This window comes from Streptomyces sp. NPDC015220 (assembly GCF_043079345.1).
Classification (GTDB): Bacteria; Actinomycetota; Actinomycetes; order Streptomycetales; family Streptomycetaceae; genus Streptomyces.
Window position 1 is genome coordinate 590,611 of the sequence record NZ_JBIBUK010000002.1, and the last position, 13,289, is coordinate 603,899.

The 13,289-nt window shown below is 74.4% G+C and carries 12 protein-coding genes; 6 read left to right on the plus strand and 6 right to left on the minus strand.

Annotated features, from left to right (window positions below):
* Positions 1-124: 124 nt before the first annotated feature.
* Together ACF061_RS07525 and ACF061_RS07530 are read right to left on the minus strand one after the other, a co-directional pair.
* Entirely contained in the window at positions 125-622 is a 498-nt protein-coding gene (locus tag ACF061_RS07525; protein ID WP_392265868.1) for a DUF3017 domain-containing protein, read from the minus strand.
* Positions 612-1,466: a bifunctional methylenetetrahydrofolate dehydrogenase/methenyltetrahydrofolate cyclohydrolase gene (locus tag ACF061_RS07530; RefSeq protein WP_392265869.1), complete on the minus strand. Its 855-nt coding sequence runs from the start codon at positions 1,464-1,466 to the stop codon at positions 612-614. The genes ACF061_RS07525 and ACF061_RS07530 overlap by 11 nt, the downstream gene beginning before the upstream one ends.
* 258 nt (positions 1,467-1,724) lie before the next feature.
* Between ACF061_RS07530 and ACF061_RS07535 the strand changes: the two genes are divergently transcribed.
* The 4 genes from ACF061_RS07535 (at position 1,725) to ACF061_RS07550 (ending at position 5,403) form a co-directional block, all read left to right on the plus strand.
* A complete protein-coding gene (locus tag ACF061_RS07535) occupies positions 1,725-2,258 on the plus strand; it encodes a hypothetical protein (RefSeq protein WP_392265870.1) in 534 nt (177 codons plus the stop codon).
* Positions 2,259-2,409: 151 nt separating this feature from the next.
* Entirely contained in the window at positions 2,410-3,240 is an 831-nt protein-coding gene (locus ACF061_RS07540; protein ID WP_392265871.1) for an FHA domain-containing protein, read from the plus strand.
* Positions 3,237-4,835 (plus strand): serine/threonine protein kinase, encoded by a 1,599-nt coding sequence (locus tag ACF061_RS07545; protein ID WP_392265872.1) that lies wholly within the window; start codon positions 3,237-3,239, stop codon positions 4,833-4,835. Before ACF061_RS07540 ends, ACF061_RS07545 begins: the two co-directional genes overlap by 4 nt.
* A gap of 97 nt (positions 4,836-4,932) precedes the next feature.
* Entirely contained in the window at positions 4,933-5,403 is a 471-nt protein-coding gene (locus ACF061_RS07550; RefSeq protein ID WP_392266180.1) for a hypothetical protein, read from the plus strand.
* A gap of 79 nt (positions 5,404-5,482) precedes the next feature.
* Here the strand turns inward: ACF061_RS07550 and purH are convergent, their stop codons facing one another.
* Both purH and purN read right to left on the minus strand, forming a co-directional pair.
* Positions 5,483-7,048, minus strand: coding sequence for a bifunctional phosphoribosylaminoimidazolecarboxamide formyltransferase/IMP cyclohydrolase (purH, locus tag ACF061_RS07555; protein WP_392265873.1), 1,566 nt, complete (start codon positions 7,046-7,048; stop codon positions 5,483-5,485).
* Positions 7,045-7,674 (minus strand): phosphoribosylglycinamide formyltransferase, encoded by a 630-nt coding sequence (purN, locus tag ACF061_RS07560; RefSeq protein WP_392266181.1) that lies wholly within the window; start codon positions 7,672-7,674, stop codon positions 7,045-7,047. The genes purH and purN overlap by 4 nt, the downstream gene beginning before the upstream one ends.
* 267 nt (positions 7,675-7,941) lie before the next feature.
* Here purN and ACF061_RS07565 point away from each other — a divergent pair, with 267 nt between their 5' ends.
* Positions 7,942-8,730 (plus strand): hypothetical protein, encoded by a 789-nt coding sequence (locus tag ACF061_RS07565; RefSeq protein ID WP_392265874.1) that lies wholly within the window; start codon positions 7,942-7,944, stop codon positions 8,728-8,730.
* Positions 8,731-8,878: 148 nt separating this feature from the next.
* On the opposite strand, the gene ACF061_RS07570 is transcribed toward ACF061_RS07565, so the two are convergent.
* Positions 8,879-10,957, minus strand: a complete 2,079-nt coding sequence (locus ACF061_RS07570) for a DUF6350 family protein (RefSeq protein WP_392265875.1) — start codon at positions 10,955-10,957, stop codon at positions 8,879-8,881.
* 96 nt (positions 10,958-11,053) lie between these two features.
* Between ACF061_RS07570 and ACF061_RS07575 the strand changes: the two genes are divergently transcribed.
* Positions 11,054-12,208 carry an RNA polymerase sigma factor gene (locus tag ACF061_RS07575; RefSeq protein WP_392265876.1) on the plus strand — a complete coding sequence of 385 codons (1,155 nt, stop codon included), beginning with the start codon at positions 11,054-11,056 and terminating at the stop codon, positions 12,206-12,208.
* Between the two features lie 188 nt (positions 12,209-12,396).
* Here the strand turns inward: ACF061_RS07575 and sucD are convergent, their stop codons facing one another.
* A complete protein-coding gene (sucD, locus tag ACF061_RS07580; protein WP_392265877.1) occupies positions 12,397-13,281 on the minus strand; it encodes a succinate--CoA ligase subunit alpha in 885 nt (294 codons plus the stop codon).
* Positions 13,282-13,289 lie beyond the last annotated feature (8 nt).

Sequence of the window (13,289 nt, forward strand, 5' to 3'; positions counted from 1 at the left end):
GGTCCGCCCTCGCTCGGGGGAGAGGACGGGCCGCCGCCGCGGACGGGTCGTACGGACGTCGCCGGCGCCGCGACCGGAAGGGTCCACCGGTTCGTGGCGTCCGGCACCGCTTGCGGTCAGGGCGCTAACTGTTGCGAACGGTGAAGTGCAGCGCGTCGTCCAGGAACGGTATCTCCAGCCACGGCCTGGGCTGGGCCATCAGCGCCAGCAGCACGATGGTGACGCCCAGGATGCCGAAGGTGACGATGTCCGTGAAGCGGGAGCGGACGGCGAGCATGCCGACGCGCGGCAGCAGCCAGCGCAGCGCGGCGCCGCCCAGCAGTCCGGCGCCGATCAGCAGCAGCCCGACCCGGAACGCGTCGAAGGCGGTCACCAGCAGGCCGAGCCCGACCGCGATCAGCACGGACAGCAGCGGCCACTGCCGGGCGGGCGCCGGGGCGTCGCCCGCGGCGGCCCGGCCGCCGCCCTCGGGGCGCGCCGTGTCCCGCGTGAACAGCGGGAAGCGGCGCGTGACCCGCCGCGGCCGGCCGGAGGCGTCCGGCGCGCTGATCGGGTCCCGGACCTCGGGTTCCGGCTCCCCGGAGGCCTTGTCCCGCCGGGGGCCGCCCGCCTCAGCCGACACTGCGCTCCGCCGCCTCGACCACGTTGACCAGCAGCTGGGCCCGGGTCATCGGGCCGACGCCGCCGGGGTTCGGGGAGAGCCAGCCGGCCACCTCGGCGACGTCCGGGTGGACGTCGCCGAGGATCTTGCCCTCGGCGTTGCGGGAGACCCCGACGTCCAGGACGGCGGCGCCGGGCTTGACGTCCTCGGCGCGGATGAGGTGCGGGGAGCCGGCGGCGGCCACGATGATGTCGGCCCGCTTGAGGTGTGCCGACAGGTCCCGGGTGCCGGTGTGGCACTGGGTGACCGTGGCGTTCTCGCTGCGCCGGGTGAGGAGCAGGGGCATCGGGCGGCCGATGGTCACGCCGCGGCCGACGACCACGACCTCGGCGCCCTTGATCTCCACGCCGTGGCGGCGCAGCAGGGTCAGCACGCCGTTGGGGGTGCAGGGCAGCGGCGCCGGCTCGTTGAGGACGAGACGGCCCAGGTTCATCGGGTGCAGGCCGTCGGCGTCCTTGTCCGGGTCCATCAGTTCGAGGATGCGGTTCTCGTCGATGCCCTTGGGCAGCGGGAGTTGGACGATGTAGCCGGTGCAGGACGGGTCCTCGTTGAGTTCCCGGACGACCGCCTCGATCTCCTCCTGGGTCGCGGTGGCCGGCAGCTCGCGCTGGATGGAGGCGATGCCGACCTCGGCGCAGTCGCGGTGCTTGCCGGCGACGTACTTGCGGCTGCCGGGGTCGTCGCCGACCAGGATCGTGCCGAGGCCGGGCGTGACGCCCTTCTCCCTCAGCGCCGCCACTCGGACGGTCAGATCGGACTTGATCGCGGCTGCGGTGGCCTTGCCATCGAGAATCTGGGCGGTCATGTGCCCATCCTCGCGGATGACCCGGCGCCGGTTCCAATCCGGGGGGCGTCCGCGGCGCTCCCGTCGCGCGGTCATGATCCGGATGTTGCACTTGCACAACGCATGGTGAATGCGGCTGGACAAGTAAGCGGTCGGTCAAGAACGATGAAAGACACAGTGCCGCGGGCAGCTCGGGGGGACGGGCCGCTTTCTGCAGAACTCTCCTCCGCACGGTGCCACGCGTCGTCCCCGCACTTGATCGACGGAGGAAAGACCACCATGAGCTACGGCGACCCGAACAATCCCTACGGCGCACCGCAGTCGCCGCAGCAGCCCGGTTACGGCTACCCGCAGGCGCCGCCCGTGCAGCAGTACGGCGCTCCGGTGCCCGAGACGATGCCCGGCAACGTCAGCGGCGCCCGGGTGATGATGTGGGTGATCGTCGGTTTCCAGGTGGTCGGCGCGGCCCTGTTCGCCATCAGCGCGGTCGGCGTCAGCGCCGCGAAGAAGGACAACACCCTCAAGGACGACACCGCTTTCCAGCAGCTGGCCGACTACTCGACCGGCAGGCTGTGGGGGCTGGTCCTGTTCGCGGTGGCCTGGGGCGTGTTCGCGGCCGTGCTGGCCGTGAAGTTCAACTCCGGCCGCAACGGCGTCCGGATCACCGTCATGGTCTTCAGCATCATCACCGCGATCCTGGGCCTCTACCCGTTCATCATCGTGGGCCTGGTGCACACGGTGCTGGCCATCCTGATCGCCTGCTTCGTCGGCGGTTCCAAGGGTTCGGCCTGGTTCAACCGCCCGCGCTACTGAGCCGCCGGCCGAACACCTGGCCGAAGCACACGGCGCGACTTCACGCCACCACGACCGAGGGCCGTGTCCCACCCCGCACAAGAGGGGGACACGGCCCTCGTGCGTCGCCCTAGTCTGGAATCCGTAGCCGTCAGGCACGGGGAGACGCACCTTGTACAGCATCATCGTGGTACCTCCGCCGACCACGGGGGACGAACGAAGCGGCGCCCAGTTCCGGCTCGCGCCCGGCGACCGACTCGCCTTCGGGCGCTCCGCCCCGGACAACGAGCTGGTGATCGAGCACGACGGGGTGTCCCGCCGGGCCGGAACCATCACCGCGTACGGCGCCTTCTGGATACTGAGCAACCTCTCCGCCCGTCAGACCTACGTCGTCGAGAACCCGGAGGGCGCGGGCGAGCACATCAAGGTCGGGCCGGGGCGGCTGGACGCGCCCGTTCCCTTCGAGTTCTCCCGGATCGTGCTGCCCGCGGCCGGGGACCTGCTGCCGATCGAGGTGTGGGCGCCGCGCCACGACTATCTGAGCGGCCCCGGCGGGAGCGACGGCGAGCCCACCGCGCCCGCCTTCTCCGTGGACCGCGGCAAGCGCTACTTCGCGGTGCTCGCCGCCCTGTGCGAACCCCGGCTGCGCGGTGATCCGCACGCCGCGCTGCCGACCGTCGACCAGGTGGTCGAGCGGCTGCGGCCCACCTGGAGAGCCGCGTCCCGCGCCTCGGTGCAGTGGAACATCGACTACCTGGCCGTGAAACTGCGGCTCAAGCCCGGCCCGGACACCGCCGAGACGGGACCGCGTCTCAACGGCAAGAAGGAGTCCCTGGTCTCCCTGGCCCTCCGCTTCGACCTGGTGCGGGAGGACGACCTGGCCCTCCTGACCCCGCCCCCGACGGCCCGGGCCGGCCCGGCGGCACCGGCCGACCGGGCGGGCGGGCCGGACCGGGCGGGCGGGCCGGACCGGGCGGGCGGGCAGCGCCGGGCGGGCCGGTGACCGACGCCTACGCCGTCGTGGTGCCCCGCGGCTACCGGGTCGGCGTGTGGGAGGTGCGCCGGCCCATCGCGACGGGCGCCTTCGGCAGCGTGTACGAGGCGCGGCGCACCGGCGGCGACACGGCGCTCCCGGACACGGCCGCGCTGAAGTTCCTGCCCACCGGCACCGGCACCCCGCGCCGCCTGACCCACCTGCGCGAACTCGTCGAACGGGAGGTGACGTTGCACCGCCGGCTCCGCCGCCCCCGGCTGATCCGGATGTACGAGACCCTCACCGTCGACGACCCGTCCAGGCCCGGCCTGGACGGCGCCACCGTCCTGGTCCTGGAGCGCGCCGAGGGCTCGCTGGCCGCCCTGCTGGCCGACGAGCCCCGGCCCCCGGCCGGCCCCGCGCTGCTCGCGCAGATCTGCGAGGGCCTGGTCCAGCTGCACCGGGCCGGCTGGGTGCACGGCGACCTGAAACCGGCCAACGTGCTGCTGATGCGAGACGGTTCGGCACGCCTCGCCGACTTCAACATGGCCGCCGAGCTCGAAGGCACCCACGCCTACACGCCTGCCTTCTCCACGCCCGACTACACCCCGCCCGAGCTGCTGTGGTCCGAGATCGGCGAGCGCGGGCGCCGGATCCGTCCGTCCGCCGACGTCTGGGCCTTCGGCGTCCTCGCCCACCTGACCCTCACCGGCTCCTTCCCGCTGCCCGGCGGCACCCCGACGGCCCGCCGGGACGCGGCCGCCGCCTACGCCCGCGGCACCGAGGGACTGCGGCTGTCCCCTGGACTCCCGGACGCCTGGCGGGACGTCCTCGCCGCCTGCCTGACCCGCACGCACGCCGACCGGATCGGCACCGAGTCCCTGCTGCGCCGAGTGACGGCGGCCGGCGCCGTCCACCCGCCCCGCTTCACCGGTCTCACCGGCGGTCTCTCCCGCCTCGCCCGGCCGCGCGGGCCGGGGCGCGGCGGTGGCCGCCGTACCGGTCCGGTCGTGGGCGCGGCGCTCGCCTCCCTGGCCGCCGCGGCTCTCGGGTACGGGCTCAGCACCTGGGCCGGCCAGCCGCTGTGGCCGTCCGGCGGCGGGGCCACGGCAGCGCCGGCGAAGGGCGCCCCCGCCACCTACGGCGCCGCCGAACTCCGCACCGACCAGGGCGTTCCGCCCTCCTACCGGCCGTTGATCGTGGACTCCGCGCACGACTGTCCGCAACCGGACGTCACGCCCGCGCTGATCGCGGCCATGCTGAAGGCGGAGAGCGACTTCGACCCCGCGCTGTCCGACCCGGCCAGGGACGAGTACGGCATCGCCCGCTGGACCCCGCGCGTGCTGCGCTACTGGATCCGGCCCGACGGAGAGCCCGCCCCCACGATCCCCAGCCCCCCGTTCCCCGCCGCCGTGTCCATCCCGGCCATGGCCCGCTACCTGTGCTTCATCGCGCCGAACCTGAACCCCGCGCTGCCCGGCGACAAGAGGGTGCTGATCGCGGCGGCGTACCGCACCTCGTTCCGGAAGGTGAACGGCGCGGGCGGAGTCCCCCCGAAGTACCGCGACTACTGCGCCCGCGTCGCCCACTACCTCCAGGAGTACACGCCGCCGGGCCGGAGGTGACCCTGAGAGTTCCGAGGTACCGGACGGGCGGCCCGCCCGGCACGGTGGTACCACTCCGCTTCGGCGGTACGACCACCATCGTCACATGGGGGAACCTGTGAACGTGAAGAAGCCCGCCGCGCTGCTCGCCGCGGCCACCGCCCTGCTCGCCGGCACCTCGGTGGCGGCATCCGCCGCCGACCCGGCCGGCACCCGGGTGACCAGCCTCCAGCAGACCGCCGACCAGGTGCTCGCCGGGCACCCCAAGGCCCTGCACGTCTCCGCCGACGCGGTCCGGTACGAGGGCCTGACCGTCACCGCCGCGCCGAAGGGCAAGGCCGCGCTCAAGGACCTGGACTGCGGCTACGGCCACCTCTGCATGGTGGTCAAGGGAACGAAGTTCGACTTCTACAAGTGCCAGACGTGGACCGTCAACAACTGGACCGGCGACGGCCCCTTCACCAACAACCAGACGCCGGGCACGGTCGCGAAGTTCTTCAACCGGGACGGCAGCGTCCGCTGGACGTCGACCGCCTACCAGGCGGGCACGGCGACCTGGGACCCGATCTGGTCCCTGCGCCCCTGCTGACCGGGCCCGCACACGGCCGTGGCCTCCGGCCCCTCCTGGGGGAGGGCCGGAGGCCACGGCCTCACGGTGATCGGCGCGATCAGTGGAAGAAGTGCCGCGTGCCGGTGAAGTACATCGTCACGCCCGCCTTCTTCGCGGCCTCGATGGAGAGCTCGTCGCGGATCGAGCCGCCCGGCTGGACGATCGCCTTGATCCCGGCGGCGGTCAGGACCTCGATGTTGTCCGGGAACGGGAAGTACGCGTCCGACGCGGCGTACGAGCCGCGGGCCCGCTCCTCGCCGGCGCGCTGGATGGCGAGCCGGCAGGAGTCGACGCGGTTGACCTGTCCCATGCCGACACCGACCGAGGCGCCGTCCTTGGCGAGCAGGATCGCGTTGGACTTCACGGCGCGGCAGGCCTTCCAGGCGAAGACGAGCTGGGCCAGCTCCGCCTCGTCGAGGGCCTCGCCGGTCGCCAGGGTCCAGTTGGCCGGGTCGTCGCCGTCGGCCTGGAGGCGGTCGGTGACCTGGAGCAGCGCCCCGCCGTCGATCTGCTTCACCTCGACCGGGTTGACGGGTCCGCCGGGCGCCTTCAGCACCCGGAGGTTCTTCTTCGTGGCGAGGGCCTCCAGCGCGCCCTCCTCGTAGTCGGGCGCGATGATGACCTCGGTGAAGATCTCCGCGACCTGCTCGGCCATCTCCCGGCTCACCGGTCGGTTGACGGCGATCACACCGCCGAACGCGGACTGCGGGTCGCAGGCGTGCGCCTTGCGGTGGGCCTCGGCGACGTCCGCGCCGACCGCGATGCCGCACGGGTTGGCGTGCTTGATGATCGCCACGCACGGCTCGTCGTGGTCGTACGCGGCACGGCGCGCGGCGTCCGTGTCCGTGTAGTTGTTGTACGACATCTCCTTGCCGTGCAGCTGCTCGGCCTGCGCGAGACCGGCGCCGCCCGCGTCGACGTAGAGGGCGGCCGGCTGGTGCGGGTTCTCGCCGTAGCGCAGGGTGTGCGCGCGCTCCCAGGTGGCGCCGAGGAAGTCGGGGAACCGCGAGTCGTCCACGGGCGCGTACGAGGACGCGAACCAGCTCGCGACCGCCACGTCGTAGGCGGCCGTGTGCTGGAAGGCCTCGGCGGCCAGGCGCTTGCGGGTGGCCAGGTCGAAGCCGCCGGCCTGCGTCGCGGCGAGGACGTCGGCGTACCGGGCCGGGCTGGTGACGACCGCGACCGACGGGTGGTTCTTGGCGGCGGCCCGGACCATGGAGGGGCCGCCGATGTCGATCTGCTCGACGCACTCGTCGGCCGAGGCGCCGGAGGCGACGGTCTCGCGGAACGGGTAGAGGTTGACCACGACCAGGTCGAACGGCTCCACGCCGAGCTCCGCCAGCTGACGCTGGTGGTCCTCCAGGCGCAGGTCGGCGAGGATGCCCGCGTGGACCTTGGGGTGCAGGGTCTTGACCCGCCCGTCCAGGCACTCGGGGAAGCCGGTCAGCTCCTCGACCTTGGTGACGGGCACCCCGGCGGCGGCGATCCGCGCGGCGGTGGAGCCGGTGGAGACGAGTTCGACGCCGGCCTCGTGCAGCCCGCGCGCCAGCTCCTCCAGCCCGGTCTTGTCGTAGACGCTGACGAGCGCGCGCCGGATGGGCCGCTTGTTGCTCTCGGCGGTCACAGGATTACTACCTTTCGTCCCTCGATGCGATAGCCGTGGCGGGCGAGCCGGCCCACGACCTCGACGAGCAGCCTTCGCTCGACTTCCTTGATGCGCTCGTGCAGCGCGCTCTCGTCGTCCTGGTCCCGGATCTCCACCACGCCCTGGGCGATGATCGGTCCGGTGTCGACGCCGTCGTCGACGAAGTGGACGGTGCAACCGGTGACCTTGGCGCCGTACGCGAGGGCGTCGCGCACGCCGTGGGCTCCCGGGAAACTGGGCAGCAGGGCCGGGTGCGTGTTGACGAACCGCCCGCCGAACCGCGCGAGGAACTCCTTCCCCACGATCCTCATGAACCCGGCGGACACGACGAGGTCGGGCTCGTGGGCGGCGACGGCCTCGGCGAGCGCCGCGTCCCACTCCTCGCGGGTGCCGTGGTCCTTGACCTTCCGCACGAAGGTCGGCAGCCCGGCGCGCTCGGCGCGCGCCAGCCCCTCGATCCCCTCGCGGTCGGCGCCCACGGCGACGATCTCGGCGCCGTAGGCCTCGGGTCCGGTCTCGGCGATCGCGTCGAGGAGCGCCTGCAGATTGGTGCCGGATCCGGAGACCAGCACGACGAGGCGCTTGGCCACGGGCTTGGCGGCCACGGTGGGGCCCTTTCTCACGGAAGCTGTTTGTACGGTCGTACGAATGCTTCGGTCCCCCGGATACGGGGAAGCCTACGAAGCGGCCGACCGTCAGCAACGATACCGGCACACCGCACGGCCCCCATGGGACGGGGGCACGGCCGGAAGGTAGCGTCTGGGGAGAGCTGGTACGGGAACACGCCGGGAACGCACTTGGCGCACCGCGCGTTCAACGGATACCGGACTCTCCGGGCCAGTTGTGACTACCAAGGGGAAGACGCTCACTTGATGCCGGACCGCAGCCCGCGACTCCTCACGCTCCCTCCGCAGACGGCGCGGGGAGGGCAACGCGACGCCGTGCTGCTCAGGGAGCGCCCGGCCTCTCCGCCGGACGCGCCCTCAGGCGACGGTGGGAGCGCCGGCCAGGGGAGTCCCGCCCCGGACGACAACCCCTTCGCACCGCCCGCCGAGGGCACGCCGGACCGTCCGTGGCAGCCACGGCACCCCTCCGGCGACGGGTCGGGTCCCGGTGACGGCTCCGGTGGTGACAACGGCCGCTCCCCCTGGGGCGGCCAGTGGAGCGACCGCCAGCCCGGCCGCTCCCCCGGCGGCTTCGGCGAGCGCCCTCAGCAGCCCGGCGGCGACCCCGGCAAGCCCGGCGGCGGACCCGGTCCCGGCATGCGCTGGGACCCGACCGACCCCGCCCAGCGCCGCGCGCGTTTCGCCCTGCTGTGCGGTATGTGGGCCTTCTTCTTCGTCCTCTTCGGCTGGTCCTACGTCGCCCTGCTGCTCGGCGCTCTCGCCCTGTACTGGGGCATCAGCTCCCTGCGCGCGAAGTCGCGCCGGACCGGCCCGAACGCCTCGGGGCCCGAAGGCCGCCCGCTGACCACGGCCGCGGTCAGCGGCCTGGTCACCGCTTCCCTGGCCCTGATGATGGTCGCCGCGGGATTCGCCGCCCAGTTCGTCTACAGCGACTACTACACCTGCATGAACGACGCCCTCACCAACCAGGCGAAGCAGTCCTGCGACCAGCATCTGCCGCAGGAGCTGCGGGGGATGCTGGGCGTCGACGGCTGAGCCGCCCGGCACCCACCGGGGCGCCGCGCCGGACGGCCCGGGCCGCGAGGGCCCGCGGGGTCGCTCGGCCAGGTGCGGGGCCGGAGGTCGTTCGCCGGGCGCGCCCGGGGTCCGGCGAACGCTCGGGGGTCGCCTCCGGGGCCGGGGGTCACTCGGGGAGCGCGCCCGAGGGCTCGGCGTCGACTGCCCGGGCGTCCGCCGGGCGGGCGCCGGCGTCCTGAGTGCCACTCGTGGGCGCGTCGACCGCCGCGGATCCGGGAGCTTCGGACGCCGTCTCAGGTGCGTCGGCCGCCCGGGAGCCGGGGGTTCCCTCCACCGGGGCCGGTTCCTCACCTGTCTCGGCCGGGGCGGCCGGGCGGGGCGACTCGGGCTGCTCGGCGGAGTGCGGCGGCTCGACGAAGGACGTCGGCGGAGTGGGCCGCGCGGGCCGCGTCGACCGTGCGGGCCCGAGTCGCCGGTCCGGCTCCGTCGGTGGTGCCGACTCGGTCGGCGGCGCCGGATGCGCGGGTTTCCGCGGCTGTGCGGGCCCGTCGGGCCGGTCCGGCTCCGTGCGCCCCGTCGGCTGCGTGGGCGTCTGCGCCGTCCGGTCCGGAGCGGCCCGGCCGGTCCGGCGCGTGGCGCCGTCGTGCGGCCAGGCGGCCGGTCCGGTGGTCCCGGGCGCCGACGGGTCGAGCGGCAGTACGTCGTACGGCTCGAGGATGGAGTCGTAGGGCTCCGGCACAGCGCGGCGGCCGCCGTCCGCGGGCCGCGCCGCCCTCGCCGCGCCGCCCTGGCGCGGGCTCCCGATCCGGGGCCCGGATCCGTCGTCCACGAGTGCCCGGCGGCCCCGGCAGCGCCAGGCCCGCACCACCACCGCCGTCGGTACGGCCGCCGTCGCGGTCCACAGCAGCGCCGCCCCGGCCACCTGCCACCCCACCGGCCCGAACCGGGCGAGGGCGGCGTTGCCGAGCGGGCCGCCCGCCAGTTCCGCGAAGACTCCGAGCCCGAGGGCGCACAGCAGACAGGCCAGCCCGGCCCCGCCCACGGTCCGCCGCCACGACCACGCCCGCACCCCGGCGCCCCGCGGGCCCGGTCCGCGGCCCGCCGCTCCGGCCCCTACCGCCCCGGCCCCGCTCCCGCCCGCGCCGGGCCCGCCCGGACCCGTTCCGGCCGGTCCGCTCCCGCTCGGGGCGCGCCCCTCCCGTACCGCCGCTCCCGCGACGAACCACCCGATCGTCAGTCCGGCCGCGACCGGCACCACCGCGGCCGCCCAGTTCAGCGAGGTGCCCGGGCCCGCGTCCGGGACCGCCGCGAGCAGCGGGAAGGGCGGCAGCGACGGCACCGGGGCGGAGGAGAGCGGTCCCACCTGGCCCGTGCCCACGAGGAAGCCGGGCCCGAGGGCGTAGGCCGCCGCCCACAGCACCGCGTTCGGCAGCAGCGCCAGACACAGCAGCAGTACGGCGAGCCGTCCCGACCAGCCCTCCGTCAGTCGCAGGAAGGCGCCCTGGGCCGCTGAGCCGTGGCCCACCAGCGACACCCCGAGCACCAGCGCGCCGCCCCCGACGAACACCACCGCCCCGGCTCCCGCCGCCCGCGTGGACGCGCCGAGCCGGGCCCGTGGCCCCGGCCCGAGCAGCAGCCGCCGTACCCCTGGTGACAGCCGGCCCAGCGCCCGCTCCAGCGGCGCGCGCGGACAGCCGTACGCCGTCCAGACGCCGCTGCCCGCCGCCACCGCCGCGACCAGCGGCACCCACAGGACCGTCCACGGCCACGAGGGGCGCAGCACGCCGTCGGCCGTGTACACCGCGGCCCCGCAGGCGACGGCGAGGTAGCCGGAGACGACGCCCGCCCAGGCGGTGCGCGGGGGGACGAGCGGGCCGCCGTCGCCCCCGTCGGTCGTGTCCCGCGCCGCCCGGTGCGCCAGCAGCACGGGCAGGGCGAGCAGCAGCAGCGGTGTCACCCCCACGGGCGCGGGCGCCCCGGTGAGCGTGTCGGTGCGGACCAGTTCGGCGCCGTGCGCCAGCAGCCACAGCGCGGCGGCGACGTGCAGCGCGTCGCCGGGTCCGCTGTCGGGGTACGGCGAGCTGATCCACAGCAGGATGACGAGCACGGCCGACGAGCCGAGCCCGAGGCCCGCCGCGACCACGCCGCCGAGGAAGCCGGCGCCGAGTCCGGGTGAGCGGTCCCGCACGCGGGTGCGCAGGGCCGACGGCGGGCGTCGATATGTCGTCCGAATCACGCCCGCCATGCTGCCAACGTCACACGCTTTCCCGGCGCAACAGGCGAACCTCCGATGTGTCGCTCAATATACGTTTATGTGCCTAATCACACGGAGGGAGGCATTGTGACGGATCGTCAAGCGAACCCGCTCTCGCCGCGCACGCACGAGCGTTGCCCGGACGTCGCCCTGACGCCTGCTCAGGCCCTCGGGACGGCGGGAGCCGACGCCCGGAAGCGAACCGCGGGTGAAGCGGAGGACGGGCCCGGAAACCCCCTGACGCCCGCACAGGCCTTCGACGCGCTCTACGCCTTCTGCGCCCCCGCTCTCGTACGGCAGGCCTATCTGCTGACCGGAAGTCACGAGCGGTCGCGCGCCGCCGTGGAGCGCGCCTTCCGGCTCACCTGGCAGCGCTGGCCCGAGGTGGCCCACGACCGGGACCCGGCGAGCTGGGTGCGGGCCGCGGTGTACGAGTGCGCCCTGTCCCCCTGGCACCGCTTCCGCCGGGGCCACCGTTTCCCCGACCCGCCGCCCGATCCCGCCGACCGCGCACTGCAGAGCGCGCTGCTCGGGCTCCCGCCGTCGTACCGCCGCACACTGGTGCTCTACGACGGAGTGGGCCTCGATCTGCCGGAGACGGCGGCGGAGACGGAGGCGAGCACCCCGGCGGCGGCGAACCGTCTGATGCACGCCCGTGCGGCCGTCGCCGAGCACCTGCCGGAGCTGGCGGACCCGGCGGAACTGCACCACCGCCTGCTCCGGCTCGCCTCCGCCGGCCGTCCGGCCGCGGCGGGACACCACCCGGCCCCGGCCGGATCGTCCGCGGCGGCGTCCGCGGGAGCCTCGGCCACCGCGCCGGTCGCGGTGCCCGGAGGAGCGGCCGCGGGGGCGGCGGCCGGAACGGCCGCCAGGCCGTCCGACGGGCCGTCGGCCGATCCGTCGGACGGGTCGACGATCGCGCCGTCGGGCGGGCCGTCGGCCGGTGTCGTCCCGGAGCCGCCCGCGCCTGCGGCCGTGCGGGCCGCCGGGGAACGCGGCACTCGCCTGTGGACCCGGTCCGCGATCGCGTTGACGGTGACCATCATCGGCGCGACGGCCCTCACGCTGCGGACGGCCCCCACCCACTACCTCGCGCCGGTCTCCCCGGGACACGCGGTGCGGGGACTGCCGGAGCCGGGCAGGGCGGCCGGCCCCCTGTCGAAGGAGGCGCTCGAGCTGCGCGCCACGCTGAGGGCACGGACGGCGGGCGGGCCGGGGCGGCTGACGCCCGAGGCCCGATAGGCCCGCCCCCGGGCCGCCTCGGCCCGGCAGACGGTCCGCTGCCGCCGCTCGGCATCGAGTTCGGCGGACCGCCCGGGGCCCCAGGGCGGTCCGGGGCCCGGCACGTCCGCGACACGCCGGTGGGCCCGCCCCCGTACCCGGGGACGGGCCCACCGATGTGCTGTGGGTCGGGCAGGAGCCCGGCCGGTTCAGCCGGCGAGGATCTCGCGGGCCAGCTTGGCGGTCTCGGTCGGGGTCTTGCCGACCTTGACGCCCGCGGCCTCCAGGGCCTCCTTCTTGGCCTGGGCCGTGCCGGAGGAACCGGAGACGATGGCGCCGGCGTGGCCCATGGTCTTGCCCTCGGGCGCGGTGAAGCCCGCGACGTAGCCGACGACCGGCTTGGTCACGTTCTCCTTGATGAAGGCCGCGGCCCGCTCCTCGGCGTCGCCGCCGATCTCGCCGATCATGACGATCAGGTCGGTGTCGGGGTCGGCCTGGAAGGCGGCCAGCGCGTCGATGTGGGTGGTGCCGATGATCGGGTCGCCACCGATGCCGACGGCCGTCGAGAAGCCGATGTCACGCAGCTCGTACATCATCTGGTACGTCAGCGTGCCGGACTTCGAGACCAGGCCGATGCGGCCCGGCTTGGTGATGTCGCCCGGGATGATGCCGACGTTGGACTGACCCGGGGTGATGATGCCGGGGCAGTTCGGGCCGATGATGCGGGTCTTGTTGCCCTTCTTGCCGGCGTACGCCCAGAAGGCGGCCGAGTCGTGCACGGCGATGCCCTCGGTGATCACGACGGCCAGCGGGATCTCGGCGTCGATGGCCTCGACCACCGCGTCCTTGGTGAACTTCTCCGGCACGAAGATGACGGAGACGTTGGCGCCGGTCTTCTCGATGGCCTCCTTGACGGTGCCGAAGACGGGTACCTCGGTGCCGTCGAAGTCCACGGTCTGACCCGCCTTGCGCGGGTTCACGCCGCCCACGACGTTGGTGCCGTCGCCGAGCATGAGCTTGGTGTGCTTCATGCCGGTCGAGCCGGTCATGCCCTGGACGATGACCTTGCTGTCCTTGTTGAGCCAGATAGCCATGGTGTGTT